General features: G+C 65.4%; 28 protein-coding genes. 12 read left to right on the top strand and 16 right to left on the bottom strand.

Translation table 11 applies throughout. The features are described 5' to 3' along the window. Positions 1-67: 67 nt before the first annotated feature. Positions 68-832 carry an SDR family oxidoreductase gene (locus tag L7H23_RS12305; protein ID WP_237836160.1) on the bottom strand — a complete coding sequence of 255 codons (765 nt, stop codon included), beginning with the start codon at positions 830-832 and terminating at the stop codon, positions 68-70. Between the two features lie 119 nt (positions 833-951). Between L7H23_RS12305 and L7H23_RS12300 the strand changes: the two genes are divergently transcribed. After that, positions 952-1854, top strand: coding sequence for a LysR family transcriptional regulator (locus tag L7H23_RS12300; RefSeq protein WP_237836159.1), 903 nt, complete (start codon positions 952-954; stop codon positions 1852-1854). Positions 1855-1857: 3 nt separating this feature from the next. Here the strand turns inward: L7H23_RS12300 and L7H23_RS12295 are convergent, their stop codons facing one another. The 6 genes from L7H23_RS12295 to L7H23_RS12270 all read right to left on the bottom strand — a co-directional run bounded on the left by L7H23_RS12295 (position 1858) and on the right by L7H23_RS12270 (position 6419). Continuing rightward, on the bottom strand, positions 1858-2409 hold the full coding sequence (locus L7H23_RS12295) for a hypothetical protein (RefSeq protein WP_237836158.1): 552 nt from the start codon (positions 2407-2409) through the stop codon (positions 1858-1860). 41 nt (positions 2410-2450) lie between these two features. Next, on the bottom strand, positions 2451-4265 hold the full coding sequence (locus L7H23_RS12290) for an ABC transporter ATP-binding protein/permease (protein WP_237836157.1): 1815 nt from the start codon (positions 4263-4265) through the stop codon (positions 2451-2453). 42 nt (positions 4266-4307) lie between these two features. Then, complete coding sequence (locus L7H23_RS12285; RefSeq protein WP_237836156.1) at positions 4308-4460, bottom strand: hypothetical protein; 153 nt, start codon at positions 4458-4460, stop codon at positions 4308-4310. A gap of 103 nt (positions 4461-4563) precedes the next feature. Then, entirely contained in the window at positions 4564-5139 is a 576-nt protein-coding gene (locus L7H23_RS12280; RefSeq protein WP_237836155.1) for an LptA/OstA family protein, read from the bottom strand. After that, on the bottom strand, positions 5136-5777 hold the full coding sequence (gene lptC, locus L7H23_RS12275) for an LPS export ABC transporter periplasmic protein LptC (protein ID WP_237836154.1): 642 nt from the start codon (positions 5775-5777) through the stop codon (positions 5136-5138). Before lptC ends, L7H23_RS12280 begins: the two co-directional genes overlap by 4 nt. A gap of 24 nt (positions 5778-5801) precedes the next feature. Then, positions 5802-6419: a ribonuclease H-like domain-containing protein gene (locus L7H23_RS12270; protein WP_237836153.1), complete on the bottom strand. Its 618-nt coding sequence runs from the start codon at positions 6417-6419 to the stop codon at positions 5802-5804. A gap of 261 nt (positions 6420-6680) precedes the next feature. Here L7H23_RS12270 and L7H23_RS18550 point away from each other — a divergent pair, with 261 nt between their 5' ends. Then, complete coding sequence (locus tag L7H23_RS18550; RefSeq protein ID WP_275671200.1) at positions 6681-7466, top strand: cold-shock protein; 786 nt, start codon at positions 6681-6683, stop codon at positions 7464-7466. Positions 7467-7551: 85 nt separating this feature from the next. Here the strand turns inward: L7H23_RS18550 and L7H23_RS12255 are convergent, their stop codons facing one another. The 4 genes from L7H23_RS12255 to L7H23_RS12240 form a co-directional block, all read right to left on the bottom strand. Further along, on the bottom strand, positions 7552-8007 hold the full coding sequence (locus tag L7H23_RS12255; RefSeq protein WP_237836152.1) for a DNA starvation/stationary phase protection protein: 456 nt from the start codon (positions 8005-8007) through the stop codon (positions 7552-7554). A 119-nt stretch (positions 8008-8126) separates the two neighbouring features. After that, entirely contained in the window at positions 8127-8687 is a 561-nt protein-coding gene (locus L7H23_RS12250) for a TMEM165/GDT1 family protein (protein WP_237836151.1), read from the bottom strand. A gap of 42 nt (positions 8688-8729) precedes the next feature. After that, complete coding sequence (locus L7H23_RS12245) at positions 8730-9059, bottom strand: hypothetical protein (protein WP_237836150.1); 330 nt, start codon at positions 9057-9059, stop codon at positions 8730-8732. Between the two features lie 52 nt (positions 9060-9111). Further along, positions 9112-9756, bottom strand: a complete 645-nt coding sequence (locus tag L7H23_RS12240) for a diguanylate cyclase (protein WP_237836149.1) — start codon at positions 9754-9756, stop codon at positions 9112-9114. Between the two features lie 191 nt (positions 9757-9947). Here L7H23_RS12240 and purE point away from each other — a divergent pair, with 191 nt between their 5' ends. The 9 genes from purE (at position 9948) to L7H23_RS12195 (ending at position 19221) form a co-directional block, all read left to right on the top strand. Continuing rightward, complete coding sequence (gene purE, locus L7H23_RS12235) at positions 9948-10445, top strand: 5-(carboxyamino)imidazole ribonucleotide mutase (protein ID WP_237836148.1); 498 nt, start codon at positions 9948-9950, stop codon at positions 10443-10445. Between the two features lie 4 nt (positions 10446-10449). Then, entirely contained in the window at positions 10450-11523 is a 1074-nt protein-coding gene (locus tag L7H23_RS12230; protein WP_237836147.1) for a 5-(carboxyamino)imidazole ribonucleotide synthase, read from the top strand. Then, on the top strand, positions 11520-12014 hold the full coding sequence (locus tag L7H23_RS12225) for a dihydrofolate reductase (protein ID WP_237836146.1): 495 nt from the start codon (positions 11520-11522) through the stop codon (positions 12012-12014). The genes L7H23_RS12230 and L7H23_RS12225 overlap by 4 nt, the downstream gene beginning before the upstream one ends. Then, a complete protein-coding gene (locus L7H23_RS12220; RefSeq protein WP_237836145.1) occupies positions 12011-13192 on the top strand; it encodes a dipeptidase in 1182 nt (393 codons plus the stop codon). Before L7H23_RS12225 ends, L7H23_RS12220 begins: the two co-directional genes overlap by 4 nt. Then, positions 13189-14118, top strand: coding sequence for a bifunctional riboflavin kinase/FAD synthetase (locus tag L7H23_RS12215; protein ID WP_237836144.1), 930 nt, complete (start codon positions 13189-13191; stop codon positions 14116-14118). Before L7H23_RS12220 ends, L7H23_RS12215 begins: the two co-directional genes overlap by 4 nt. Before the next feature lie 15 nt (positions 14119-14133). Then, on the top strand, positions 14134-15174 hold the full coding sequence (locus L7H23_RS12210; protein WP_237836143.1) for a glycerophosphodiester phosphodiesterase family protein: 1041 nt from the start codon (positions 14134-14136) through the stop codon (positions 15172-15174). 114 nt (positions 15175-15288) lie between these two features. Beyond that, positions 15289-18249, top strand: a complete 2961-nt coding sequence (gene ileS, locus L7H23_RS12205) for an isoleucine--tRNA ligase (protein WP_237836142.1) — start codon at positions 15289-15291, stop codon at positions 18247-18249. After that, positions 18249-18773: a signal peptidase II gene (gene lspA / locus L7H23_RS12200; protein WP_237836141.1), complete on the top strand. Its 525-nt coding sequence runs from the start codon at positions 18249-18251 to the stop codon at positions 18771-18773. Before ileS ends, lspA begins: the two co-directional genes overlap by 1 nt. A gap of 28 nt (positions 18774-18801) precedes the next feature. Further along, positions 18802-19221: a DUF3035 domain-containing protein gene (locus tag L7H23_RS12195; RefSeq protein WP_237836140.1), complete on the top strand. Its 420-nt coding sequence runs from the start codon at positions 18802-18804 to the stop codon at positions 19219-19221. A 64-nt stretch (positions 19222-19285) separates the two neighbouring features. On the opposite strand, the gene L7H23_RS12190 is transcribed toward L7H23_RS12195, so the two are convergent. The 4 genes from L7H23_RS12190 to L7H23_RS12175 all read right to left on the bottom strand — a co-directional run bounded on the left by L7H23_RS12190 (position 19286) and on the right by L7H23_RS12175 (position 22693). Next, entirely contained in the window at positions 19286-19954 is a 669-nt protein-coding gene (locus L7H23_RS12190; protein WP_237836139.1) for a hypothetical protein, read from the bottom strand. Then, the gene (locus tag L7H23_RS12185; protein ID WP_237836138.1) at positions 19951-20418 is read right to left on the bottom strand and encodes a hypothetical protein; all 468 of its coding nucleotides are present in this window, start codon (positions 20416-20418) and stop codon (positions 19951-19953) included. Before L7H23_RS12185 ends, L7H23_RS12190 begins: the two co-directional genes overlap by 4 nt. A 72-nt stretch (positions 20419-20490) precedes the next feature. Beyond that, positions 20491-22419, bottom strand: a complete 1929-nt coding sequence (gene dxs / locus L7H23_RS12180; protein ID WP_237836137.1) for a 1-deoxy-D-xylulose-5-phosphate synthase — start codon at positions 22417-22419, stop codon at positions 20491-20493. Positions 22420-22465: 46 nt separating this feature from the next. Beyond that, the gene (locus tag L7H23_RS12175; RefSeq protein ID WP_237836136.1) at positions 22466-22693 is read right to left on the bottom strand and encodes a hypothetical protein; all 228 of its coding nucleotides are present in this window, start codon (positions 22691-22693) and stop codon (positions 22466-22468) included. 173 nt (positions 22694-22866) lie between these two features. On the opposite strand from L7H23_RS12175, the gene L7H23_RS12170 reads away from it, so the two are divergent. Then, complete coding sequence (locus L7H23_RS12170) at positions 22867-23895, top strand: MipA/OmpV family protein (protein WP_237836135.1); 1029 nt, start codon at positions 22867-22869, stop codon at positions 23893-23895. Here the strand turns inward: L7H23_RS12170 and L7H23_RS12165 are convergent. Next, positions 23892-24785 (bottom strand): LysR substrate-binding domain-containing protein, encoded by an 894-nt coding sequence (locus L7H23_RS12165; RefSeq protein WP_237836134.1) that lies wholly within the window; start codon positions 24783-24785, stop codon positions 23892-23894. The two genes, L7H23_RS12170 and L7H23_RS12165, sit on opposite strands and share 4 nt — an antisense overlap. Between the last annotated feature and the right edge of the window lie 44 nt (positions 24786-24829).

The following is a 24829-nucleotide window of genomic DNA, read 5'->3' as shown; positions in this document are numbered from 1 at the left end:
TTCGCAGCGCACAAAAATACGCCGGGCGCTCTTTCGAGGCCCGGCGCGGTCTTGCAAGGTCCGCCGATCAGCTGCGGGTGATCGAGGCTCCCCCGTCGAGCAGCGACGCGGTGCCGGTGACGAAGCTCGCATCGTCGGAGGCGAGATAGAGCACCGACTTCGCGATCTCGACCGGCTGCGCGACCCTCTTCAGGGCGTGCAGGTTGGTGACGAAATCCTGCTTTTCGGCGCTGTCGTTGACCGCTTCGAACATGTCGGTCGCGACCCCGCCGGGAAGCACCGCATTCACGCGGACATTCTGCGGGCCATATTCCGCAGCGAGCGCCTGCGTCAGGCCGATCAGTCCCGACTTGCTCGCCGAGTAAGCAGCGCTGCCCGGGAAGGAGAAGCTGTAGCCGACGAAGGTCGAGGTGAAGATCACCGATCCGCCGCCATGCTTCACCATCTCGGCGATCTGGTGCTTCGCGCCGAGGAAGGGCGCGGTCAGGTTGACCTGCAGCGCGTCGTTGAAGCCCGCTTCGGACACTTCGGTGCTGGGGCCGGCTTCGCCGAACACGCCGGCGTTGTTGAAGGCGATGTCGAGTCGGCCGAAGTTGGCGACCGCCGCGGCGACGAGCGCAGCGTGATAGGCTTCGCTGCGGACGTCGCCGGCGACCGCGACGGCCTTGCCGCCCGCGGCGGTGATTTCGGCCACCAGCGAGTCGAGTTCGGCCTGACGGCGCGCCCCGACGACGACGCTCGCGCCTTCGGCGGCGAAGAGCTTCGCGGTTTCGCGGCCGATGCCGGCGCTGGCGCCAGTGACGATCGCGACTTTGTTCTGCAAACGGTTCATGGGTCTTCTCCTGTTCGGCGGCGGGCCCGATGCCCGTGGTCGATGAGGAGAAAGTGGACTTTGATCGCCGTTCGGAATAGACGGCAACTCTTGTTTCTATAATTCGGAATAGCCGAACAATGATCCGCATCGAGGGAATCGCCGCATTCGTCGCGACGGTCGAGCAGGGCTCGATCAGCGGTGCCGCGCGCCAGCTTCGCCTGTCGAAATCGGTGGTAAGCGAGCGCCTCGCCGAACTCGAACGCTCGCTCGGCAGCGCGCTGCTCCACCGCACGACCCGCAAGCTCAGCCTGACCGAGGACGGCACCGCCTTCCTCCCGCGCGCGCAGCGCATCACCCGCGACGTCACCGAAGCCGCCGCCGACATCGCCGAGCGCCGCGGCACGCTTGCGGGACCGCTGCGCATCGCCGCGCCGGTGACCTTCGGCCATATGCACCTCGGCCCCGCGCTCTATCCGTTTCTGAAGAGCCACCCCGACATCCGCCTCACGCTCGACCTCGACGACCGCCGCATCGACGTCGCGTCGAGCGGCCATGACGCGATCATCCGGCAGGGGGTGATCGACGACACGCGGCTCGTCGTCTGGAAGCTCGCTAAAAGCCGCCGCATCCTGACCGCGTCGGCCGCCTATCTCGCCGAACATGGCACACCGGCCTGCTTTCAGGACCTGCGCGATCACCGCGGCATCTTCTACACCAACCGCGGCGCCAGCGACTGGCACTTCCGCACCGAAGACGGCCCCGTCACCATCCAGGCGAAGCAGGCGCTCGGCGTCAACAACGGCGACATGATCCGCGACGCGGTCGCCGCGGGCCTCGGCATCGCGATGCTCCCCGCCTTCATCGCCGGCCCGGCGATCAAGGCCGGCAAGCTCGTCGCCATCCCGCTCGCCATCGCGCCCGACGAGGAGTGGATCTATATGGCACATTCGCAGGGCCGCGACCCGTCGGCGAAGCTGCGGGCATTGAGGGATCATCTGAAGGAAGCGTTTGGCGATCCGCCCTATTGGGAAGCCGACTGAGGCTTATTCGCAGCGCGGCGCTTGCCCATTGGTCCAGGATTCGAGTCGAAAATCGGCCATCAGGATGCGCTCGGATGCATAGGGCCAATGCTCGAACGCATGCGTGCCCGGTGGCACCATGCAGACGTCGGTATATCGGTCCTCGCCCTTTACCCGGATCTGCGCCCGATAGACGAGTGCCCGGTCATAGCCGTTCGCGATGACAAGAAGCCGGTGGTCGCTGTCTCCGATCTTCCGGAAGGCAAATCCGATCTGACCCGGCACCACCGGGTCCGGCTCCTCAAGCGTCGCGTCGCCGCGAAGCGATATCGACTTCTCGCCCTTCGCCCAATCATATTTCCCATTTGTGAAATGCAGGGCGACCGACCGCACCCACGGGGTCGGCTCGTCAAGCTTCTTGCCTTCGAGCGCTGCGACACCCGTTCCGTCGTCACCGATCTGCATGACCGCACCGCTGTCGACCGCAAGCGCGACTGCGATCTTCTGCCCCTCGCGGGCAGCGGCAGGATGGGCCAGAGCGAAGGCGAGCAGCGCGCCGATCAGGAAGGACTTCATGCCCTTGGTCTATGCCGCGCTGCGCGACCGCGCAACGCCCGTCAAACCGTCCCCTCTTCCCGCTCCGCCTGCTGCCGTGCCCACATGTCGGCGTAGAGCCCGCGCATCGCGAGCAGCTGATCGTGCGTCCCCGTCTCGGCGACGCGGCCCTTTTCAAGCACGATGATCCGGTCGGCGTTGACCACGGTCGACAGCCGGTGCGCAATCACCAGCGTCGTACGCCGCTCGGCAATCCGTTCGAGCGTATCCTGAATCGCCGCCTCGGTGCGACTGTCGAGTGCGCTCGTCGCTTCGTCGAGGATCAGGATCGGCGGGTTCTTGAGCAAGGTGCGCGCGATCGCGACGCGCTGCTTCTCACCCCCCGACAGCTTCAGCCCGCGCTCGCCAACCTCGGTCTCATAGCCCTGCGGCAGCATCGCGATGAAGCCGTCGATCGCCGCGCCCTTTGCGGCTTCCGCGATCTCGTCAACGCTCGCATCGGCGCGGCCATAGGCGATGTTGTAGCCGATGCTGTCGTTGAACAGCACCGTGTCTTGGGGGACGATCCCGATCTCGGCGCGGAGACTCGCCTGTGTGACCGCCTTGATATCCTGCCCGTCGATCAGCACGCGCCCGCCCTGCGGATCGTAGAAGCGGAAGAGCAATCGCGCGATCGTCGATTTGCCTGCCCCCGACGGCCCGACGATCGCCAGCGTCTCGCCGGCTTGGGCAGCGAAGCTGACGCCCTGCAGGATCGTCCGGTCGTCCTCATAGCCGAAGACGACATTGTCGAACGCCACTGCGCCGCCGGTCACAACCAGCGCGGGAGCCCCGTCGGCATCGCGGATCTCGGGCGGGGTGTCGATCAGGCGGAACATCGCCTCCATGTCGATCAATCCCTGCCGGATCATCCGGTACACCATGCCGAGCATGTCGAGCGGACGGAACAGCTGCGCGAGCAGCGTGTTCACCAGCACCACGTCGCCGACCTTATATTCGCCGACCGACCAGCCCCAGACGGTGTACGCCATCGCCGCCGCCATCGCGGTGTTGGTGATCAGGCTCTGCCCGATGTTGAGCCAGGCGAGGCTGTTCTCGCTCTTTACCGCCGCGCGCGCATATTGGTCGGCGACGTCGCGGTAGCGCGCCGCCTCGCGGCCTTCGGCGCCGAAATATTTGACCGTCTCGTAATTGAGCAGGCTGTCGACGCTGCGCCCGACGGTCAGCGTGTCGAGGTCATTCATCCGCGTGCGCAGCGCGTTGCGCCAGTCGGTCACCTTGCGGGTAAAGACGATATAGACGACGACCATCAGCGCAGTGCCGCTGGCGAGACCGAAGCTGAATTTGGTCCAGAAGATGATCAGCACCGCGACCAGTTCGATCACCGTCGGCGCGATGTTGAAGAGCAGGAAATAGAGCATCGTGTCGATGCTCTTGGTGCCGCGTTCGATCACCTTGGTGACTTCGCCCGTCCGTCGCGCGAGGTGGAAACGCAGGCTGAGCGCATGGAGGTGAGTGAAGGTCGTGATCGCGAGCTCGCGCGTCGCATCCTGCCCCACGCGTTCGAACACGACGTTGCGGAGGTTGTCGAACAGCACCCCGGCGAAGCGCGCGCCGGCGTAGGCGAGCACCAGCCCGATCGCGAGCGCGACGCCTTCCTCCATCCCCGGCACCATCTTGTCGATCGCGGCGCCATAGAGAAAGCCCATCGACAGCTGCACGCCCTTCGACGCGAGCACGATGAGCGCCGCGAGGACGATGCGGACCTTCGCCTCGGTCTGCCCCGCAGGCCAGAGATACGGCAGGAAGCGCCGCAGCGTCGCCAGGACGGGCGGTTCTTCGCGGGGCGTGGAGGAAGAGGGTATCTGGGGCGGCATGCGCGCCCCATGTAGGATGCCGCTTCGCTTACGCCAAGCGGATCAACGCCCCTGACGCTTTCCCATGTGGCTGACAATGCGGTCGAGCAGCCGCCGTTCCTCGCGCGTCGGCGCCGCAGGTTCGGCCTCGCCGGCATCGGCGATGCGGCGGCCGAAGATCGGGCGACGGGTCGGAAGCAAAGGGGAATATCGCATGGGGACGCCTCGCTTGCGCGGCCGCCCCCCGGCACCGCAAATGGGTCTGGTCCCCGCGTGGAAAATCACCCCGCGGCGCTTTCGCAATCCTTAAAATTCAGGGTTACTGCTTTCTTTCGGGTACCGTGAAGGTGCCCGTGACGCGCCCGCCGCTCTGGCCGCTGACCGGGTTGCCGTCGGGGCCGCGCGCGGCACCCCGGCCGTCGACCGTCGCCTTGCCGCTGTTGAGGTCGATCAGCAGCCGTCCGCCGTTCAGCCGGTTCGCGCCCTGCGTCAGCTGGACGTTTCCGACCATCGTGATCAGCCGCTTGTCGAGATCGTAGATCGCGACATTGCCCTTCGCGACTTCATTGCCCTTGGTCACGACGACGCCCCCTGTCGCATCGAGCCGATTGACGTCGGTGCTGCCCGAACGCGTGTAGGCGACGGTCATGCGCTGCGACGTTACGGTCATCCCGGCCTGCGTCACCTTGACCCCGCCCGACAGCACGACGCGGTCGGCGCGGTCCTGCACCTCGATGCTGCCCGCGTCGAAATCGACCGGCGCATTGCTGTTGTGGTTGGCGAGCGCCTGCGCCTGCGCGGGGGCACCGCCTCCGGTCGCGAGGATCGCGAGGCTGGTCAGCGCGAAGCTCGCTCCTGCGAGCAGTCCGCTCTTCATCGTCCAAAGCCCCTTCATTTCTTCAGCGCTCCCTGATTGATCCTGAGCTTGGCATTGCCCTGCAGGCGGACGACCCGCGCATCAAGGTCCGCCGTCATCTGGTTGGCGGAAAACTGCCCGATATTCAATGCGCCGTTGACGCCGCCGGTCCCGGCGAGGCTGCGGCTCTTGAGGTCGATCGCGACGTTGCTCGCATCGAGGCTGTAGCCGTTCGCGCTCCGCACCCGGACCGTACCCGGCACCGAAACCTTCTCGGTATCCATATTATATTGCCCCGCCGCCGCCGCGATGGTGGCCGGACCGTCGTTCAGCCTGATCGCGCCCGAAAGCTGGCTCATCCGTACGACGGGTTCGGCCGAACTTTTCTGCACCGCACTTCCCGCGAGCAACGCGAAAGGCTGGCCCTTCGAATCCTGCCCGCGATATTCGGCGCGCGTCACCTTCATCCGCTCGCTCGCCATGTCGACCTTGTCCTTGGCGAGCAGGAAGCTGATCTCGGTGCGCTGGGTGAAGGGCGAGAAGACGAGCACCGCCGCGACGACCCCGATCACCAGCGGCAGGCCGAAGCGCAGGATGCGCACGACCCGGTCGTGGCTCGACCCGCTGGCCGCCCACATCCGGCGCATCGTGCGATCATGATCGGCGCGTTCTGACATAATCTATCTGCGAATCACTCTCAATCAGGTGTGCGCAAAGATGTCGACTTCGGGCCAACCCGCGAGATCGAGGGCGGCGCGCGTCGGGAGAAAGTCGAAACAGGCCTGCGCCAGATCGGTGCGTCCCTCGCGCGCGAGCCGGACGTCGAACACCTCCTTCATCGCGTGCAGGAAGCGCACATCGCTCGCGGCATAATCGCGCTGCGCATCCGAAAGCTCCGGCGCACCCCAGTCGCTCGACTGCTGCTGCTTCGAGATATCCTGCCCCAGCAATTCGCGCACCAGCTCTTTCAGCCCGTGGCGATCGGTATAGGTTCGAACCAGCTTCGATGCGATCTTGGTGCAATAGACGGGCGCGGTCACGACGCCGAGCGCCTGCTGCAGCGCCGCGATGTCGAAGCGCGCAAAATGAAAGAGTTTCAACCGGTTGGGATCGGTCAGGATCGCCTTCAGCACCGGCGCGCCATAGCTGCTGCCGGGCTTGAAGCGCACGAGATGCTCGTCGCCCGAACCGTCGCTGATCTGGACAAGGCACAGCCGGTCGCGCAGCGGGTTGAGCCCCATAGTCTCGGTATCGATCGCGACGGCGCCCGGCCCGAGCACGCCTTCGGGCAGATCTTCTTCATGAAAATAGACAGTCATGAAAGCCGCCTTAGGCCAAGCCGCCTTGCCGCTCAATGACTGGATTCGCGGGCGGACGACAAGCGACGCCAGGGCACGGCAAAGCGTGCAAGTTTCCGTATCGCTTTCTTGAATTTTCCGTTCGCAGCCTGTGGATAATTAGGTTATATGTTGCGCCGTTAGCGGCATAGGGCGAGTCTGTGCCCAGGGTGAACTGCGTCTCCGTCCGGCGCAAGGAGCCGGTTCAATGGGGTGTGGACGACCGAAAGCGACTATTAGACTATGAGTTTCAACAAGGATCGCCGCGGCCAGCGGGGGCGCGGCAAGCGCGACGATTTCGGCAATTTCGACAGCTTCGAACCCGCTCCCTATGGCGGCGACAGCTATGGCGGCGGCAATCGCGGCGGCTTCGGCGACCGCGATCGCGGCGGCTTCGGTGGTGGTGACCGCGGCGGCTTCGGCGGCGGCGATCGCGGCGGCTTCGGCGGCGGCGGTGGTGGTGGCTTCGGTGGCGGACGTGGCGGCGGCATGCCGGCACAGGTCGTCGGCGAAGGCCAGGGCACAGTGAAGTTCTTCAACCCGTCGAAGGGTTTCGGCTTCGTTGCGCGTGACGATGGCGGCGAAGACGTGTTCGTGCACATCAGCGCGGTCGAACAGGCGGGTCTTCAGGGCCTCGCTTCGGGCCAGCCGCTCGGCTTCACCCTCGTCGAACGCAACGGCAAGGTGTCGGCGATCGACCTCAAGATCGAGGGCGAACCGCTCCCGATCGAGGAATTCGCTCCGCGTCGCGACGATCGCGGCCCCGGCGGCGACCGTCCGGGCGGCGCCCGCGGCCGTCGTCAGCTGACCGGCGAGCGCACCTCGGGTACGGTGAAGTTCTTCAACACGACGAAGGGCTTCGGCTTCATCGCGCGTGACGACGGACAGGCCGATGCCTTTGTGCACATCAGCGCCGTCCAGCGCGCCGGCATGGCAGGCCTCGAGGAAGGCGACCGCGTCGCTTTCGATATCGAGGTCGATGATCGCGGCAAATTCGCCGCCGTGAACATTCAGCCGCATCAGGACTGAACGGCAGAATCACGAAACGGAAAAGGGCGCCCTTGGGCGCCCTTTTTTGTTGCCCGACACCCCTTCCCGCAGGGAAGAGAGGCGATCAATATCCGAGCGTAGCCTCCAGAAACCAGATCCGCTGTTCGGTTTCATCGGCCCAGGTGTCGACAAGCCCGCTCGTCGCAATGTCGCCATCACCCTCGGCCGCAGCCTTTACCTCCTTCAGCTGCGAGAGCAGCGTCCGGTTGTCGGCGGCGAGCGTACGGACCATTCCGTCGGCCTCGACCATCGCCGCGTCATCGTCGCGCACCGACTGGCGGCGTGCGATGTCCCCGATCGAACGGAGCGTCGGGGCGCCATTCTTGCGCACGCGTTCGGCGATCAGGTCGGTCGTCGCCAGAATCTGCGTCGCCTGTTCGTCGAACAGCAAATGAAGTTCGCGAAAGCGGGGTCCCTGGACGTGCCAGTGATAGTTTTTCGTCTTGAGATAGAGTGCGAAGCTGTCGGCGAGCAGCGCGTTGAGCGCGTCGGCAACGGCAGGCTGGTTGTTCTGTGACATGGGGAGCATCCTTTCTGTTGCCCCGCCGATGTAGGGAGTGCCGCCGGTAAAATCCTATTGAACCATTTGGTCGCTATCATCGAAAAAAGCGATGAAACCGGGATATCGGGCGAATGTCCCTACAACAGACCGAACGCGCCGAGCGCGGTTCGCGCGCCCCATAGTGTCAGAATGAGGGCGGCACCCCAGCGGATCAGCCGCGCGGCGCGGCGCTCCGCCAGCACAGCGCCGAAGGCAAGGAAGGGCAGCATCGCCAGAATCCAGCCGATGGTTCCGCCCGCCGCTGCCCACAGGCCCGATCCGCTCGTCGCCGCGAGCGCGCCGATCAGGAAATGGCTGCGGTCGCCGAATTGTGTGACGAGCATCCGTCCGGCAAGCAGCACCGGCGCGGTGTCCCCCGCGGCCTCGCTCGCGCCAGGGCGGCGCCACAGCAAGGCGACGGCGGCCGACAGCATCGCCATGGCGACGAGCAGGGCGACAACCCCCTGCCCGATCAGCCGGTTGGCGATCGCGCCGAAGGCGGCAGCGACCAGCGCATTGACCAGAAAGGCGCCGAAGAAGATCAGCGTGACGACCCGCCGGTCGCGCCGCACATTCAGCAGATCCGAAAGAAAGGCCCCGGTGCGTCCGTCGGCATTGGCAAGCGCGACCGCGACGAGGGCAAGCATGATGGCGTCCATGCGAAAGTCGTGCGACGTCAGCCGTTTGGCGTCAATGCCCGATCAATGCCCCAGCCGCATCGCGACCGAGGCAAGCCACGCTTCCTGCGCCGCAGCGGGCAACGGGCCGCGCGGTGCCAGAACCGCATCGCTCATCGCGTCGAGATAGGTGAGCACCGCAGCGCGATAACCGCCCGCGGCAACCGCCGATTCGAGACGGCTGGCGAGCATCTCGACCGCGGCGAAGCCATGGTCGCGCGCCAGGCAGCGGATATCGTCCACGCCTTGCACCAGTTGCCCGATCGCGCAATGCGGCAAGGCCTCGGCAAGCGCGCCGATCTGTCCGGAAATCCGGTCCTGAATATCGATGAAATGGTCGGTCTGGATACGCATCGTCCACCCCCTGTCCCTGCGACGAGGATGCGCTTCAATGGTTAATGGCAGGTTAGCGCTGGCCGGGGACGCCCGGCTGCTGCTGCTTGTTCCGATACATGTCGCGGTCGGCGGCAGCCAATATGTCGGATTCGGTCATCCCGATCTGCAGCATCGCGATGCCGAAGCAGGCCGACAGCGTGATCGCGTGCCCGTCATAGATTGCGGGTTCGGCGCTCAGCACATGGCCCAGACGATTGACCTGGACGCGCGCACCCTCCTCGGTCGACTGGTCGAGGATCAGCCCGAATTCGTCGCCGCCGATGCGCGCCGCGACGTCGGTCGCGCGAATCGCACTATCAAGGCGCTTGGCGATTTCCATCAGCGCGAAGTCGCCCGCGGCATGGCCGAAGCTGTCGTTGATGAACTTGAGCTGGTTGACGTCGACGAACACGACGGCGGCGCATTCGCTGTGCCGCTCGAAGCGCGCAAGGCGCTGGTGAATTGCGGTCAGGAAATAGCGGCGATTGAACAGCGGGGTCAGCGTATCGCGCTCGGAGACGCGCTCGAGCTCGGCGACGGCGATCTTCAATATCCGGTTTTCGCGGCGCAACGCGTCGCGTTCCCGGCGCAGTTCGCGCAGCTGATCCTCAATGGAGTCAATGGATGCGAAGCCGAGCTGGTCGACTGCGATCCTTGCCCCCCCTACGCTATCCATTCCCTAGTCCCCGGTGCATACCCAGATGGTCCGCCGGCGCGCGCCGGCACGATATACTGCCGGGACGTTAGACAGGACTTCATACCAAGAGGTAAACGCGCCGCGAACATTTGCGCGGCGTTGCCAGCGCGCGGCACAGACTCTAGGGGGATAGCGGCGGCGATTCATCGCCGGGGCAGGAGGGTCGGATAATGAGCGACAGCACGCCGCTCGTCGGGGTCATCATGGGCAGCCAGTCGGACTGGCCGACGATGGCGCATGCGGTCCAGATCCTCGAGGAATTCGGCATCGCGCACGAGGTCCATATCGTCTCGGCGCACCGCACGCCCGACCGGCTCGTCGATTATGCGAAAAGCGCCGCGGATCGCGGGCTGAAGGCCGTTATCGCCGGCGCGGGCGGCGCGGCACACCTGCCCGGCATGGTTGCCTCGATGACGCGCGTGCCGGTGCTCGGCGTTCCCGTCCAGTCGGCTGCACTCAGCGGCGTCGACAGCCTCTATTCTATCGTCCAGATGCCCGGCGGCATTCCCGTCGCGACCTTTGCGATCGGCAAGGCGGGGGCGACCAACGCCGGTCTGTTCGCTGCGGCGCTGCTTGCGAATGGAGATGCCGGCCTCGCGGCGAAGCTCGACGCCTGGCGCGCACGGCAGACCGAAAGCGTCGCGCCGACGCCCGTACGCGAGGGCTGATCCCTTGCTGCCACCCGGTTCCACCATCGGCATACTGGGCGGCGGCCAGCTCGGCCGGATGCTCGCCGTCGCTGCGGCGCAGCTCGGCTACAAGGTTCATATCTACGCGCCCGACGCCGAAAGCGTTGCTGCCGAGGTGACGGCGCATCACAGCCAGGCGGCGTGGGACGATGAACCGCGTCTCGCGGCCTTCGCTGCGGCGTGCGATGCCGTAACCTTCGAATTCGAGAATGTCCCCGTCGACACCGTCCGCTTCCTGTCGGGCCATGTCGCGGTGCACCCCGGTGCGCTCGGGCTCGAAATCGCGCAGGATCGCCTTGCCGAGAAGAATTTCGTCGCCGGCCTTGGTGGCCGCACCGCGCCCTTTGCAGCAGCGCCGAACAACGATGAACTCACTCTTGCGCTCGCCAGGATAGGCGCGCCCTCGATCCTCAAGACCGTGCGCATGGGCTATGACGGCAAGGGGCAGGCGCGCCTCGCGACGCCGGCCGACGCAGACGCCGCATGGGAGACGATCGGCCGCCACGCCGCGATCCTCGAGGGCTTCGTCGCCTTTGCGCATGAATTTTCGGTGATCCTCGTCCGCGGCATCGACGGCGAGGTGCGCTATTGGGATTCGACCGCCAACGTTCATGAAGGCGGCATCCTCGCGACGGCCAGCCTGCCCCCGCCGCAGATCGTCGCCGAGCAGCAGGACGAGGCGCGGGCGATGATGAAGGAAATCGCCGACGCGCTCGATTATGTCGGCGTGCTCACCGGCGAGTTCTTTGCGACCGAAGACGGCCCTGTCTTCAACGAGATGGCGCCGCGCGTCCACAACAGCGGGCACTGGACCATCGAGGGCGCGGTGACGAGCCAGTTCGAGAACCATATCCGCGCCATCGCCGGCCTGCCGCTCGGCAGCACCGCGACGCGCCAGCTTCCGGTCACGATGCGCAACCTGATCGGCGCCGACATCGGCCTGATCCCGGCGCTGCTCGCCGACGAAAACTGTCACGTCCATCACTATAGCAAGACCGAGGTGCGCGAAGGCCGGAAACTCGGCCACGCGACCTGGGCCGGAGCCTCTCCCGCATGAACCGCCCTGAAATCACGCTCATTCTCGCGCGCGCGGAAAACGGCATCATCGGCGCCAACGGCAAGATGCCCTGGCACCTTCCGGCCGATCTCCGTCGCTTCAAGCAGCTCACCATGGGCCGCCCGATGATCATGGGGCGCAAGACCTTCGACAGCCTGCCCGCGATTCTCGAAGGTCGGCGCCACATCGTCCTGACCCGCGATCCCGAATGGCAGGACGAGGGCGCCGAGCCGGTCGCCACCGTCGAGGAAGCCCTGAAGCTCGCCAACGCGCCGCACGTCATGGTGATCGGCGGCGCGGAAATCCATAACCTGTTCCTGCCGCTCGCCGACCGCATCGAACTCACCGAAGTCGCCCTGTCGCCCGAAGGCGACGCGTCGATCGCGGCGCCCGACAGGAACGAGTGGCAGGAAATCGCGCGCGAGGACCAACCCGCCGCCGACGGTCGCCCGGCCTTCGCTTTCGTCACCTTCGCCCGGAAACGCCCATGAAACGCTGGCTCCTCGGCATCCTGCTCCTGCTGATCATCGCCGCAGGCGCCTTCTTCGCGCTGGCGCCGGGGATGACCGAGCGCAGCCTCAACAAGATCGACGGCAAGCCGCTGATTGCGGTCAGCGAACATGCAAGGGCGCTCCACAAGACGCTGACGATCGTCGACCTCCACAGCGACACGCTGCTCTGGCAACGCAGCCTGCTCGATCGCGGCAGCCGCGGCCATGTCGACCTGCCGCGCCTGCAGGACGGCAATGTCGCGCTGCAGGTCCTGTCGAGCGTCACCAAGACGCCGAAGGGCCAGAATTATGACGCGAACGGCGGCGACAGCGACAACATCACCCCGCTGGTGATCGCGCAGCTTCAGCCGACACGGACGTGGAATTCGCTCCTGCAGCGCTCGCTTTGGCACGCCGAAAAGCTGCACGGCGCGGTCGCCGGTTCGCACGGCAAGCTGCAGGTCGTTGCCGACCCGTCCGATTTCGACGCGCTGCTCGCGGCGCGCCGCGGCGATCCCGCGCACACCGGCGCGATGCTCAGCATCGAGGGGTTGCAGGACCTCGAAGGCAATATCGGCAACCTCGACCGGCTCTACGCCGCGGGTTTCCGGATGGCGGGGCTGGCACATTTCTTCGACAATGACGTCGCGGGGTCGATGCACGGGCTGAAGAAATACGGCCTGACCCCGCTCGGCCGGAAGGTCGTGCCGCGCATGGAACAGCTCGGGATGATCGTCGATATCGCGCATTGCAGCCGCGCCTGCGTCGCCGACATTTTGAAGATAGCGCGCCGTCCCGTCGTCTCCAGCCACGGCGGGGTACAGGCGACGTGCAAGGTCAACCGCAACCTCGATGACGACCAGATCCGCGGCGTCGCTGCGACCGGCGGGCTGATCGGTATCGGCTATTGGGATGCCGCGATCTGCGACACCTCGCCCGCCAGCATCGCAAAGGCGATGAAGCATGTTCGCGATCTGGTCGGCATCCAGTATGTCGCGCTCGGCAGCGACTATGACGGCGGCACCACCGTCCGCTTCGACACGTCGAAGCTGGTACAGGTGACGCAGGCGCTGATCGACGCGGGCTTCACCGACGACGATATCCGCGCCGCGATGGGCGGCAATGCGATCCGCGTGCTGCGGGCCGGCGTGCTGCCGTTGAGCGCCGCCGCAAAATGATCCGCCTCGACGGCCATCGCCGCATCGAGGGGGACTTGCGCGGCGGGGTGATCGCGCTGGGCAATTTCGACGGCTTTCATGCCGGCCATCAGGCGGTCGTCGGCCGCGCGGTGCGCCATGCGAAGGACGAGAGCCGTCCCGCGATCGTCGCGACCTTCGACCCGCACCCAGTGCGCTTCTTCAAGCCCGACGTCCCGCCGTTCCGGTTGACCACGCTCGCGCAGCGGCTCGAACTCTTCGGCGCCGCCGGCGCCGACGCGATGCTCGTCCTGCCCTTCGACGCGACGCTCGCTGCGACGACGGCCGAGGATTTCATCACCGGACTGCTGCTGGATCGCTACGGCGCTGCAGGCGTCGTGACCGGCGCCGACTTCGTCTTCGGCAAGGGCCGCGGCGGCGATGTCGTGACGCTCGCCGACCACGCCCGCCGTCTCGGCTTCTTCACCGAAATGGTCGCGCCGGTCGACGATGCGGAGGAAGTCATCTCGTCGAGCCGCATTCGCGATGCCCTTCGCGCGGGCGACTGCGCGACCGCGACGCGGCTTCTCACCCGGCCGTTCACCGTCCGCAACGTGGTGCAGCACGGCGACAAGAACGGCCGCCTGCTCGGCTTCCCGACCGCGAACCTCGAAATGGGGCAGTATCTCCGCCCGCGCTACGGCATCTACGCGGTCACCGGAAAGCTTCCCGACGGCCGCGTGCTGAAGGGCGCGGCGAACCTTGGCATCCGTCCCAGCTTCGACCCGCCGAAGGAATTGCTCGAACCGCATTTCTTCGATTTCGCCGAAGATCTCTACGGCCAGGAAATCGACGTCGCCTTCCACGCTTTCCTTCGTCCCGAGGCGAAGTTCGACGATATGGACGCCCTGATGGTTCAAATCGCGGTGGATTGTGAGCAGGCAAAGGCGCTACTGGCCGATCTGTAATTCCGGGGGGAACGAATGAGCGACCAGGACGATTGGGCGGAAGGCCTTGAAGGGCCGAAGAAAAAGCCGCTGAAGCGCAGCACGAAAATCTTTCTCTGGTCGTTCACCGCGCTCGTCGCGTGGTTGACCCTGTCGAACGCAAGCTGGCTTGCCCCCGACGCGACGGGCAAGCGCATCCTGATCGCGCATCGCGGCGTGTCACAGCTCTTCGACCACCAAGGCATTACCGACGAGACCTGCACCGCGACGCGCATCTTCACACCCGAGCATCCCTATATCGAAAACACCCTGCCCTCGATGAAGGCGGCGATCGGCCGCGACGCGGGGATGGTCAAGTTCGACGTCGCGGCGACGAAGGACGGGCAGGTCGCGGTCTTTCACGACTGGGGGCTCGATTGCCGCACCGACGGCAAGGGGCCGATCCGCGACCGTACGATGGCCGAACTCAAGCAGCTCGACGTCGGCTATGGTTATACCGCTGACGGCGGCAAGACCTTTCCGCTGCGCGGCACGGGCGTCGGCCTGATGCCCAGCCTCGACGAGGTGCTGCACGACCTCGGCCACGCCTCGCTGCTCGTCAATTTCAAGTCGCGCGACCCGAAGGAGGCCGAGCTCGTCCTCGCCAGCTTCGCGCGCGCCGGGATCGACCCGAACCAGCCGCGCTTCGGATTCTTCGGCAAGGCGCCGCTGATGGCAGTCATCCGCGCAAAGGCGCCAAAGGCGTGGACGATGGACCCCGCAAGCGCCAAGCGCTGCACCAAGGATTATATCAAATTCGCCTGGTCGGGCTGGTATCCCGCAAGCTGCGTCGGCGGGACGATCATCGTGCCGCTCGATTATCAGTGGGCGTTCTGGGGCTGGCCCGACCGGCTGCAGGACCGCGCCGCGAAGCACGGCACCCGCGTCCTGATGACCGGTCCCTATGGCGGCGACAAGGACGGCATGGGGCTGAGCCAGGTCCAGCAACTGACCCGCGTGCCCGCCAGCTTCAAGGGCTATGTCTGGATCGACGATATCTACAATCTGGGTCCCGCGCTGCGGCCACGGCAGAAATAGAAGCTGACCCGATTGTCGATCGCCACCCCGGATCAAGTCCGGGGGTGACGAAGCGTTATGGTCCGGCTCCCAATTTCTTTGCTCGCACGCGAATCTGCGCTAAGCGCCGCGGCCATGACCGAAAGCACCTCTGCCCCCGATCAGCGCGACTATCGCGACACCGTCTTCCTGCCCAAGACCGACTTCCCGATGAAGGCCGGCCTGCCGCAGAAGGAGCCGCTGATTCTGGCCAAATGGATCGAGGGCAATCTCGAAGGGCAGATTCGCGAAAGCCGCAAGGGCCGCGATCAGTTCATCCTCCACGATGGCCCACCCTACGCCAATGGCGACATGCACATCGGCCATGCGCTCAACCATATCCTTAAGGACATGGTCGTCCGCACCCAGACGCTGAAGGGCAAGGATTCGCCCTACGTCCCCGGCTGGGACTGCCACGGCCTGCCGATCGAGTGGAAGGTCGAGGAGCAGTATCGCAAGAAAAAGCTCAACAAGGACGAGGTTCCGGTCGAGGAATTCCGCGCCGAATGCCGCGCCTATGCGCAGCATTGGGTCGACACCCAGCGCGAGCAGTTGAAGCGCCTCGGCATCGGCGGCGACTGGGACCATCCGTATCTGACGATGGACTATGAGGCCGAGGCCACCATCGTGCACGAACTGCTCAAGTTCGCCGCCAACGACATGCTCTATCGCGGCGCCAAGCCGGTGATGTGGTCGCCGGTCGAAAAGACCGCGCTCGCCGAGGCCGAGGTCGAATATGAGGATATCGTCTCGACGCAGATCGATGTGGCGTTCGAGATCGTCGAGAGCAAGTCGCCCGCGATCCAAGCGTTACTAGACAAGGGCCACCTCAAAACCTTCGCTGTAATCTGGACCACAACGCCGTGGACGATCCCGGTGAACCAAGCTTTGGCTTACGGTCCCGAAGTGAACTACGTACTCATTCCCGATGGCGGGACCGCTAATACATATTTGGTTGCCGAGCCGCTCGCTGCGGAATTCATCAAGCGGTGCGGTGATGAGTATCGCGGCTTGTATTCGCTTCATGAGAGCGAGTGGCAGGTCGTCAAAGGCGCCGAACTCGCCGGCACCATCGCCCGACATCCGATGCACGCGCTCGGCGGCTTCTTCGCACGCCCGCGTCCCTTCCTCGCGGGCGATTTCGTCACCACCGACAGCGGCACCGGGCTCGTCCATATGTCGCCCGACCATGGCGAGGATGATTTCGACCTCTGCAAGGCGAACGGGCTCGACCCCGTCTTCGCGGTCGAGGGCGACGGCAAATATCGCGCCGACTGGGGCTGGCTCGGCGGTCAGGGATCGGTGATCAACCCCAAGTTCAACGCCCCCGACGGCCCGATCTGCACCGACCTTCGCGAAGCCGGCGCGCTGCTCGCCGCCAGCGCCGATTACAAGCACAGCTATCCGCATAGCTGGCGCTCGAAAGCGAAGGTCATCTATCGCTGCACGCCGCAATGGTTCGTGCCGATGGACAAGGTGATGACGCATATCGAGCCCAAGACCCCGCGCGAAAAGCGCTGGGAGAATGAGGGCGGTGCGATCAATCCGCATGAGGAGGATCTCTGCGACGCCCCGACGCTGCGGCAGGCGGCGATGCAGGCGATCGACGACACGCGCTTCGTCCCCGCCAAGGGCCGCAACCGCATCGGTAGCATGGTCGAGGGCCGCCCCGACTGGGTGCTCAGCCGCCAGCGCGCATGGGGCGTGCCGATCACGCTCTTCGTCGACCGCAAGACCGGCCATTATCTGAACGACCCCGTCGTGAACGACCGCATCGTCGCGGCGGTGAAGGCGGGCGGCGTCGACGCGTGGAACGACGCGCGCGCGCAGGAATATCTCGGCGATCAATATGACGCCGCGAACTATGAGCGCATCGTCGACATTCTCGACGTGTGGTTCGATTCGGGCTGCACCCATGTCTTCGTGCTCGAAAGCGGCCGTTGGCCCGCGCTCGTCCGCCACGACGGCGGCACGCACAGCGCCGACCTCTATCTCGAAGGCAGCGACCAGCATCGCGGCTGGTTCCAGTCGTCACTGCTCGAAAGCTGCGGCACGCGCGGGCAGGCGCCGTACAAGGCGGTGCTGACGCACGGCTTCACGATGGACAGCAAGGGCTTCAAACAGTCGAAGTCGCTCGGCAACACGACCGATCCGGTCAAGGTAATGGAAACCAACGGCGCCGACATCATCCGCCTGTGGGCGCTGTCGGTCGATTTCACCGAGGATCACCGCATCGGCGACGAGATACTGAAGGGCGTCGCCGACCAGTATCGCAAGCTGCGCAACACCTTCCGCTACCTGCTCGGCGCGCTCGACGGGTTCAGCGAAGAGGAACGTGTTACCGACGTCGCGGCGATGCCCGAGCTGGAGCGCTACATGCTCTCGCTGCTCGCCGACCTCGACGCGAAGATGCACCGGGCGGTCGATGATTTCGACTTCAACGGCTACACGCGCCTGCTCGCCGATTTCTGCAATGAGGATCTGTCGGCCTTCTATTTCGACATCCGCAAGGACGTCCTCTACTGCGATCTCGGCCCCGCCGCACCGCTCGGCACGGACACCCGCCGCGCGTACCGCAGCGTGCTCGACATCCTGTTCCACGCGCTGGTTCGTTATGCGACCCCGGTGCTGGTCTTCACCGCCGAGGAAGTCTGGGGCACGCGCTATCCCGGCGCGGGCAGCGTCCATCTGCTGGAGTGGCCGACATTGCCAGCATTGGAACACGACAAAGGCCTGATTCTTCGGAACACCGAGCTGCGCGAGCTGCGCAGCAAAGTTACAGAAGCGATCGAACCATTGCGTCGCGATAAAATTGTACGTTCGAGCCTCGAAGCCGAGGTGACGATGAACGATCTTGAGACGATCCTCCGCGACCTCGATCCCGCGCATCTGGCAGAGACCTTTATCTCCGGGACAGTCCACCTCGTTCCGGGCCATGAAGCCATCACGATCAGGCCAACCGAAAATCACAAATGCGGCCGCTGCTGGCGCCATCTGCCCGAGGTGACCGAGGACGGCAGCTTGTGCAATCGCTGCGAGACGGTATTGGACGCGTGATGAGCCAACGTTCCCCCCATCTCGGCTTCGGCCTGTTCATTGCCGCGGTCGCCTTCGTCCTCGATCAGGTCGCGAAATGGGTCGTCACCGTGCCGCTGTCGCTCGAAACCAAGCCCGGCGGATCGATCGAGATCGTCTCCTTCTTCAACCTGACCTGGGCGCAGAATTACGGCATCTCGCTGTCGATGTTCGCCGACCAGTCGCCGACGACGCGCTGGATCCTCGTCGGCGTCACCGCGCTCGTCGCGACCGCGGTCGCTATCTGGATGACGCGCGAAAAGGCAAAGGGCGACGTGATCGCGCTCGCGCTGATCCTCGGCGGCGCGCTCGGCAATATCGTCGACCGCGTGCGGCTCGGCTATGTCGTCGACTATGCCGACCTGCATTTCGGGTCGTTCCGCCCCTTCATGATCTTCAACGTCGCCGATGCGTGCATCACGATCGGCGTGCTTTTGTTGGTTGCGCGCGCGCTGCTCTTGGGCGAAAAGGCCCCAGCCGCGGACGCCAGCCCGTCCGCCGAGTAAACGGGGCGCATTGGGAGTATTTTGTAAAGTGAACCGGACCACCGCCATTCTCGCCGCCTCGGTGCTTGCAACGACGCTTTCGGCCTGCGGGTCGAACAATCTGTTCAGCCGCGACCGGCCCGACGAGTTCGCGGTGTCGCGTCAGGCGCCGCTCGTCGTGCCGCCCGATTTCTCGCTGACCCCGCCGGCGCCGGGCGCCGCGCGTCCGGGCGGCGAAACCACCGCCGAGCAGACGCTCCGTGCGCTCTTCGGCGGCGCCGCACCGCGCAGCGCAACCGAAACCTCGATCATCGGCAGCGCCGACGGCCAGCGCGGCGACCCCGGCATCCGCAGCAATGTCGGCAGCCCCAACACGCAGGTCGTCGACAAGGGCCTCGTCACCCGTGACATCATCTTCGCCCCCGAAGGCGACGGCCGCGACGCGAGCGCCGCGATCCCGACCTCGTAAGGCGCGACCAGCAATCGACGGATGACGGCCCGGTGATCCCGGGCCGTTTTCTTTTGGCCTGCGCTCAGTTGAACAGGCTCGACAGCAATATCACCGCGACCAGACTTTCGATCATCGCACGCGACGCATGGCCGAACGCCTTCAGCCGCCCGCATTTCAGATGCTGATTGAACCAGGCGGTCTGCAGGAAACCGAACCACAGCAGGCCGAACAACCCGAGCGCGCCGCCCGCCAGCACCGACCAGTCGTGCGCCAGCTTGATCAGGATTTCGCTCGTGCCGAGCAGGATCGACAGCACCGCGGCAACATAGCATTGGCTGTAGAAGGGCGCGCGCAGCGTGTCGCGGTCGACCCGCAATTTCTGGGCACGCACCATCCGCGTCGCCATCATCACCGGAAACAGGCTGTAGCTGACGATGCGCAGAATGATCAGGTCGGTGTTGTTGCTGACCAGCGCCGACAGCCCGACCTTGCTCGCGACCACCGCATCGTTTCCGACCAGCGCGATCTCGGCCGCATGGACGAGGATCAGCGACAAGAGCAGGAACAAGGGCGGGCTCAGCGTATCGGTATATTGCTGGTCGGGCTTGTCGCCCTGTTCACCGTCCGAATAATCCATCATCTTCAGCGGCCGCACCAGCGTGCGCCACAGCGTGACCGGATAGAAAACGAGCCACGACATTACCTCGTAGAGCAGCTCGTCGAGCGACTGCAGGAGGTTGAAGAAGTTCATCCAAGCCCGGCCCAACGGGCGCCCATGCCGACGCCAACCCACGCCAAGCCGAATAGTCCGGCGAAAAGCCCCAAAAGCACGGCCGTCCTGACGATCTTGACTGGCGCGCGAGCATGCCAAGGAGATTTGCCCCGGATCAACCGGCTTCCGAGAAGGAAGAATGTAGCTAGCCCGGCCAAGAAAAACATCATCACTGGAAAACGAAAGGCGCCCGCCCAGCCCAGCGCCGAATCGAGCCCGTTATCGTTAGCCGCAAAATCGAGCAACAGCATGATGATCGACACTAACGGTGCGAAGAGTAGAGAAAGTACGGTTATGCAGCCGGGCATGCTGCTGTTCTGCAAATCGAAGCTCGCGGTCACCAGAACAACTAGCGGGACGAACAGGAGTATCTGGGTCCACGGGATGGGGTCGCGATCCGTAGACAGCAGAAAATCGACGCCGCCAAGGATCAGCACGGCCACGATAGCTAGACCAATCAACGGACCTGCCGACCGCTTCACGGACACAAGGCGCCGTCGATCACGCCGCGCCGCTCACGCCCGCGCGCCGGCCTCTTCGACGCCCGCGCTGTTGTGACGAAGCGCCTTCAGCACGGTATCGACGATCTGCGGCGCGTTGAGGCCCGCCTGGTCATATTGCAGCTCGGGCTTGTCCTGATCCTGAAAGACGTCGGGCAGCCGCATCGTGCGCAGCTTCAGTCCCGCATCGATCAGCCCCTCGTCGCTCGCCATCGTCAGCACATGCGCGCCGAGGCCGCCGATGCTGCCCTCCTCGATGGTGACGCAAACCTCGTGGCTCGCGAGCGTCTTGCGGATCAGCTCCTCGTCGAGCGGCTTGGCGAAGCGCAGGTCGATCACGCTGGTCGACAGCCCGCGCGCCTCCAGCGTGTCGGCCGCCTTCAGCGCTTCGGCGAGGCGGGTACCAAGCGAGAAGATCGCGACGGTCTTGCCTTGGCGCACGACGCGGCCTTTGCCGATCTCCAGCTTCTGCGGAACTTCGGGAAGCGGCACACCGGTGCCGTTGCCGCGCGGATAGCGGAAGGCGATCGGGCCGTCGTCATATTCGGCCGCCGTATAGGTCATATGGACCAGCTCGGCCTCGTCGGCCGCCGCCATCACGACCATGTTCGGCAGGGTCGCGAGATAGGTGACGTCGAACGAGCCGGCGTGTGTCGAGCCGTCGGCGCCGACGAGCCCCGCGCGGTCGATCGCGAAACGCACCGGCAGGTTCTGGATCGCGACGTCATGCACGACCTGGTCGTAGGCGCGCTGGAGGAACGTCGAATAGATCGCCGCGAACGGCCGCATGCCCTGCGCGGCAAGCCCGGCGGCAAAGGTCACCGCATGCTGCTCTGCAATCCCGACGTCGAAGGTGCGCTCGGGATGCGCCTTCGCGAACTTGTCGACCCCGGTCCCCGACGGCATCGCCGCAGTGATCGCGACGATCCTCTTGTCGGTGTCGGCCAGCTTCGCCAGCGTCTCGCCGAAGACATTCTGGTACGCGGGCGGTCCCGGCGGCGCCTTCGCCTGCTCGCCGGTGATGACGTCGAACTTCTGCACGCCATGATATTTGTCGGCGGCGGCCTCGGCGGGGGCATAGCCCTTGCCCTTCTTGGTCACGGCATGGATCAGAACCGGACCATGGTCGCTGTCGCGGACATTCTCCAGCACCGGGATCAGATGGTCGAGATTATGCCCGTCGATCGGCCCGACATAGTAAAAGCCCAGCTCCTCGAACAGCGTCCCGCCCATCGCCATGCCGCGCGCAAACTCGTCGGTCTTCTTCGCCGCCTTGTGCAACGGTTGCGGCAGCTTCCGCGCGAAACGCCGCGCGATCTCGCGCAGCTCGACGAACGGCCGCGACGACACCAGCTTGGCAAGATAGGCCGAAAGCCCGCCCACCGGGGGCGCGATCGACATGTCGTTATCGTTGAGGATGACGATCAGCCGGTTGCCCGCCTGCTCGGCGTTGTTCATCGCCTCATAGGCCATGCCCGCCGACATCGACCCGTCGCCGATCACCGCGATCGCGCGGCCGGGCTCGTCCTTCAGCTTGTTGGCGACCGCGAAGCCCAGCGCAGCGCTGATCGAGGTCGAGCTGTGCGCCGCGCCGAACGGGTCATATTCGCTCTCGCTGCGCTTGGTGAAGCCCGACAATCCGCCGCCGGTGCGCAGGGTGCGGATCCGGTCGCGGCGTCCGGTGATGATCTTGTGCGGATAGCATTGGTGCCCGACGTCCCACACGATCTTGTCGCGCGGGGTCTCGAACACATAGTGGAGCGCGACGGTCAGCTCGACCACGCCGAGCCCCGAACCGAGGTGCCCGCCGGTGGTTCCCACGGCCGAAATCATTTCGGCGCGCAGTTCGTCGGCGAACTGGCGGAGGTCTTCGGGCTTCAGCTTGCGGAGGTCGGCGGGGACATCCACCGTGTCGAGCAGCGGCGTATGCGGACGGTCGGTCATCGCGCCGTCATACTGGTAACCGCAGAAACTGTCGAACGAAAAGGGGCTATTCGCCCTCTTCCTCGCGCGTCTTCGCCGCATCGACCTGTGCATAAAGCCCGCGCACCATCAGGTCGGTGAACACCAGCATGACCCCGATCATGCCGACGAACAGCACGACCGCGACCGCCGGGAACGGCCCGATCATGTCGGCTCCGCCGCGCCGCGTCAGCGCCGCGACCAGCACAGCCGCCGCCATCAGCGCATAACCGGCCAGACGCGGAGCCCGGCTCATATCGCGCCTCGCAGGGAACCAATGGCGGTTCCGGGGCATATCCCAAGGGCAAAAGGGGGTTGGTGCATGAAAGTCACGATGAAGTGAAAAGCATCCCCCCGCAAGACGAAGTCTTTGCATTGTCCCGACAATCCCATACACCCGCACGCCGGGGGCAAGAAAATAGGATGGATATGCCTGATTTGACGTCGTTCTTCCGTTTTGCTGCCGTGCCGCTGGCCGCCGCTGTCGCCGCCATCGCCGCGGTTCCCGCAGCGGCCCAGGACATGGCGCTTCCTTATGATCTGCCCGTCATGCCCGAGACGACGATCAGCCCGGGCATCGCCCAGGGCCTCCTCCCCGACGCCGATGCACCCGTCCGCTTCGTGCAGGACAGTGGCGACATCGACGAGAATATCCTGCTTCCCGCCCAGGGTCCGCATTCCGAAGACGACCGCAAATATGCGCGCGACTATTTCGCGATCGCCGGCGGCGTGATCACCGTGCCCAGCTACAACGGCTCGGACGAGCGCAACGTCCTTCCCGCCTTCTATTTTCGTGGCCGTTACAAGGGCTTCGCCTTCTCGACCCGCGGCACGAACTTCCAGGTCGACCTGATCCGCCAGAAGCGCGGGCAGAAGACCGACATCAAGTTCGGCCCGATCATCAACCTGCGCAGCGACCGCACCGGCCGCATCAAGGACGCACAGGTCGAGGCGCTCGGCGACAGGAAGCTCGCGGTCGAGGCGGGTATTTCCGCCGGGGTCACCCACACCGGCGTCGTCACGAGCGGCTATGACCAGGTCGGCATCCGCCTCGTCGCGCTAAAGGATATCTCGGGCCGCCATGGCAGCTGGGTCGTTTCGCCGACGATCGACTATGGCACCCCGCTGTCGAAACGCGCCTATATCGGCGTTTCCGCCTCGATGAACGTCTATGGCAAGGGCTTCGGCCGCTATTATTTCGACGTCGACCCCGTCGGCAGCGCCGCGAGCGGCCTTCCCGTCTATTCGGGTGCAGGCCGCAAGGCGACGCTCGGCAAATATACGATCGGACTCGCGGGCGCCTATGGCCTGTCGGGCGACCTGCGAAAGGGATTCGTGCTGATCGGTGGCGCCCAATATGGCCGCATGACCAGCCGCTTCGCCGATTCGCCGATCGTCGACATCGCGGGCAGCAAGAACCAGTGGCTCGCCGGCGGCGGGGTCGCGTACCAGTTCTAGGCGGCGAACCCCGCCATCCGCATCCGCGCCTTCATCGCATCGACGAACAGCCGCACCGACGGCAGCGCCGCGCGTGAGGGTTCGAAAAGCAGGTGGATCGGCAGCGGCGGCGGTGCCTCGTGCGCCAGCAGCGCGATCAGCCGCCCCGCGTCGATCGCTTCGGCGACCTGATAGCTCAGGAGGTTCGCGATCCCCTGACCGGCCTCGGCGGCGGCGATCGCGCCGTCGACGGTGTTGACGATCAGCCGCGGTCGCCGCTCGAAACGCCAGCGCCCGCTCGCGAGCTGCCATTCGTTCGTCGTGCGCGGTCCTTCCATCCCGATCACATCATGCCCGCCGAGATCGGCGATCGCAGACGGCGCGCCGCGCCGCGCCAGATAGGCGGGGCTGGCGACGAGCATCTGCCGTACCGTCGCGATCCGCACCGCTTTCAGGCTCGAATCGGCGAGCGCGCCGATCCGTACCGCGACGTCGATCCCCTCCTCGACGATGCGGACATTGCGGTCGATCAGCATCATCCGCACCGAAAGCTCGTCATGCCCGACCAGCATCGCGTCGACGACGGGCACTACATGCAGGCGGCCGAACATCACAGGGGCGGTCAGATAGAGCTGGCCGCGCGGTTCGGCCTGCGCACCGCGCACCGCGCGCTCGGCATCGGCCAGTTCGCCGAGCAACCGCCGCGCCTCGCCCAGAAAGGCAGTTCCGGCATCGGTCAGTGCAACTGCGCGCGTCGAGCGATGGAACAGCGCCGTTCCCAGCCGCGCCTCGAGCGCCGCGATCCCCCGCGTTACCGCGGGGGGCGAGCTGCCCAGCCTGCGCGCCGCGGCAGCGAACCCGCCCTCCCCCGCGACCGCAACGAACATCTCCAGCGTCTGCAACCGATCCATGATTATTCCACTTACCGGAATTAACTTGTGCGATCTTTCCCGAT

The organism is Sphingopyxis sp. BSN-002 (genome assembly GCF_022024275.1).
Lineage (GTDB): Bacteria > Pseudomonadota > Alphaproteobacteria > Sphingomonadales > Sphingomonadaceae > Sphingopyxis.
The sequence above is the reverse complement of the archived record's forward strand: the minus strand, read 5'-3'. Positions and strand labels throughout refer to the sequence as shown.